This window comes from Clostridium tarantellae (assembly GCF_009295725.1).
In the GTDB taxonomy this organism is placed as follows: Bacteria; Bacillota; Clostridia; order Clostridiales; family Clostridiaceae; genus Sarcina; species Sarcina tarantellae.
In genome coordinates this window covers 1-4,021 of record NZ_WHJC01000299.1, presented here as the reverse complement: position 1 = coordinate 4,021, position 4,021 = coordinate 1, and the positions used below count along the sequence as shown (strand labels likewise).

General features: G+C 29.2%; 3 protein-coding genes. All 3 read left to right on the top strand.

The window, feature by feature from the left end:
- Positions 1-1,191 (top strand): carbohydrate-binding protein (locus tag GBZ86_RS17325; protein WP_479690751.1); only part of this gene is annotated, 1,191 nt, incomplete at its 5' end.
- An 18-nt stretch (positions 1,192-1,209) separates the two neighbouring features.
- On the top strand, positions 1,210-1,986 hold the full coding sequence (locus GBZ86_RS13455) for a carbohydrate-binding protein (protein WP_152891466.1): 777 nt from the start codon (positions 1,210-1,212) through the stop codon (positions 1,984-1,986).
- A 162-nt stretch (positions 1,987-2,148) separates the two neighbouring features.
- Entirely contained in the window at positions 2,149-3,960 is a 1,812-nt protein-coding gene (locus GBZ86_RS13450) for a S8 family peptidase (protein ID WP_152891464.1), read from the top strand.
- Positions 3,961-4,021 lie beyond the last annotated feature (61 nt).

Sequence of the window (4,021 nt, the reverse complement as noted above, 5' to 3'; positions counted from 1 at the left end):
GGAGGACCAAGTGATGGTGCAACTACCTTAACTGTAAATGTAGCAGCTGCAGGAAAGTATAATTTAGCAGTGAAGTATATAGGGGCAGATGCTAATAGAAACTTAAAGATAGATATAAATGGAACAAGCACAGGATCAGTTTACACTCCAACACCAACTAATGGATGGTCCATAGGAGATGCTAAGACCTTTACTGTGGCAGTAAATTTAAATAGTGGAATAAATACTATTAAGTTCCATGGAGATGGAATAAACTATGGTCCAAGTCTTGGGGAAGTAACTTTAACCTTAGTATCCAGCACAGTAACACCACCAACAGTGCCAACAGGAAGTAACTCAGTTTATAAGTATAATGCAGCAGAGGGTTCACTTTCTAATGATGCAATTTTAGATGAGCCAACAAATTTTGTTGGATGGATAGGGGGGCCAAAAGATGGAGCAACTAATTTAACTGTAAATGTAAAAAATAAAGGAGAATATACTTTATCAATTCAATATATGTCAGGTGATGGCAATAGACCATTAAAAATAGATATAAATGGAGTAAATACAAGTTCAGTATATTTCTTATTAGCAACTGATGGATGGAATATAAAAGATACTAAAATATTTAATGTAGCAGTAAATTTAAATAGTGGAACAAACACTATTAAGTTCCATGGAGATGGAATAAACTATGGTCCAAGTCTTGGAGAAGTAACTTTAACCTTAGTATCCGGCACAGTAACACCACCAACAGAACCAGTGAATCCACCAACAGTGCCAACAGGAAGTAATCCAGTTTATAAGTATAATGCAGCAGAGGGAATGCTTTCTAATGGAGCTTTAATAGAGGATGCTGGAGGAGTAAATGTGGCAGGATGGATAGGAGGACCAAGTGATGGTGCAACTACCTTAACTGTAAATGTAGCAACTGCAGGAAAGTATAATTTAGCAGTGAAGTATATAGGAGCAGATGCTAATAGAAACTTAAAGATAGATATAAATGGAACAAACACAGGATCAGTTTATACTCCAACACCAACTAATGGATGGTCCATAGGGGATGCTAAGACCTTTACTGTGGCAGTAAATTTAAATAGTGGAATAAACACTATTAAGTTCCATGGAGATGGAATAAACTATGGTCCAAGTCTTGAAGAAGTAATCTTAAGTTTAATTACTAAAATAGAATCAACTATACCAACTTGAACTGTAGCTAGTCTTAACTTGACTAAAACTTATAAATATAATTCAGTAAATGGAATACTTTCAGGATCAGCTCAATTAGATAAGACTACAGGTTTTATTAAGGGAGTAAATAGTGGGGCAGTAACTATTCTTTTAAACGTTGAAGATGCTGGAATATATAATATGGAGTTTGAATATATTGGAGAAGATATTAATAGAGAATTAAAAATAGATATTAATGGAATTAATACAGGAACAATATATTCATTACCACCAACCAATGGAGGGCAGTCTATTGATGCGAAAACTTTTACTGTACCAATTAATTTAAACTCTAAAAATAATACAATTAAATTTTATGGAATTAATAATAATTATGTAACAAGCATAGGACCAATTATAGTAACGTTGATATCTTTAGAATCTGTACTTCCAAACAATGAATTTTATGATATATCTACTGTAAGTTTTAAGAATATGCATTTAAATGTAGTTAAAAGAATTGCAAATATGATGGGAGGCCCATTAGATGGTTCAGCTACTTTAAATCTAGATATACTAAAAGAAGGAGTTTACAATTTAAGTATTAAATATTTAGCAGGTGATAATAATAGGACTATGACTATAGATATTAATGGAATTAATAATGGAAAAAGCTATTGTTTTCCTAAAACAATAAATTGGAATATTGGAAATATAAAAATATTTACTTTACCAATATTACTTTTTAAAGGCATTAATAATATTAAACTGCATGGAGATGGAATTAATTATGCTCCGTATATAAGTGATATAAAGATTTCATTAGACAATTAGATTTCATGAATATGGATTAAATTATAGTTTAAGAAAAATAAAGTGTATTTTAATTTAACAAAATAAGGTTTAACAATTAAGAAAAAGAGGTATTAGAAAAATTTTTAATACCTCTTTTAAGTTATTTTTTATAAATGAAATATATTAATAAGGAGGAGAAAAATGGGGTTTGCAAAGTATAATAAGGAAGGATATATATCTTATCTTATAGAATACACACCTGGCATAAAAGATGAAATTGTTAACATAGATAATGTATTTTTTGAAGAAATTAATGATATTTATGGTATTATAACTTTAGATGAAAAAATTAATTTAAATTCTTTAAAGGATGTTGAGAATATAGCTCTTTTTGATGTGGGAGGAATATACACATTAGATGGAAGTAATCCAATAGAAGCTACAGAAGCATATTCTTTTCATGAAAGTGATTTATTAAATTTAGAAGGCAGAGGAATTTTAATTGGAACTATAGATACAGGAATAGACTATTTAAGCAAGGAATTTATGAGGGAGGATGAAACTACTAGAATTGTAAGCATATGGGATCAAAATTTAGAAAAAGATCCAGAACAGGATATTTTCTATGGCAAAATATTTACAGAAGATAATATAAATAAAGCTATTGAAGCTAATAAAAAAGGTGAGAATCCATATGATATAGTTCCAACAAAGGATGAAATTGGACATGGCACTATGATGGCAGGAATAATAGGTGGTAGAGGAGTAGATAGAGATTTAAAAGGTGTAGCACCTGATTGTATGTTTTCAGTAGTTAAATTAAGAGAGGCTAAAAAAAATTATTGTAATTTATTATATGTAAAAGGAGATTCACCTAAATTTAGAGATATAGATTTGTTAACAGGAATGATATATTTAAAAAATTTATCAAAAAAGTTAAGAATGCCTTTAGTTATATATTTACCTTTAGGAACAAATTGGGGTGGACATGATGGAAGAAGCATATTAGAACGATATATAAATTTTATTTCCGATAAAAAGGGTGATGTAGTTGTAACATCTACTGGTAATGAAGGAATATCTCAAACCCATACAAGTGGATTTTTAAAAAATATATATGATTTTGAAACGATAGAATTAAATATTGGACAGGGTCAAGAATCAATAGCCATGGAAATATATATAACAAGACCTCAAGGAGCGATCTTAACAATAATTTCTCCAGCTGGGGAGGCCGTAGAATATATTACTGCTAAATTAACTGTTACAGCTGGGTTAGAAGAAGGTTTAAAAATTAAATTTTTATATGAAAATACTATTATGTATATAAAATATTATTCTCCAGATCAGCTTACAGGAGATGAAAGAATTGTTATAAAAGCAGAAAATATTAAAGCAGGTATATGGATTTTTAACTTAAAAGGAACTTCAAAAATATATAGTAGATATGATGCTTGGATATTACAAAAAGAATTACTTGATAAAGATACTAAGTTTATAAATGCTACACCAAATACTACCTTAAATATGCCAGGTACATGTGAAACAGTTATTACTACGTCATACTATAATCAAAATAAAAATTCTATAGTATCAGAAGCAGGGAGAGGATATGCAAGAGATGGGATAGTTAAGCCAATTATAACGGCACCAGGAATTAATGCATTAGTTGCAATGCCTGGTGGCGAAAAAACTACAATTTCAGGAGGATCAGTGGCAGCAGCTATTGTAACAGGTATATGTGCTTTATTATTACAATGGGGTATAGTAGATAAAAATAATAAGTCTATGTATGCTGTAAGTCTTGAAATGTATTTAATAAAAGGAGCAAAAAGAATAGAAGGATTAACTTATCCTAATGATACTTGGGGATATGGTATAGTAAATGTAAAAGGTATTTTTGAAAGTATAAGAAAAGAAGAAAATATTAATACTTTTAAAATTTATGAGGAATATATTGGTGATATATTGATTAGAAATCCCTATAGACTTTATTATAAAAAAGAAAAATAATTATTTTAAGTTTTAATTATAAAAGACAGTTTTATATAAAATTAAATTATTACAATTAAAT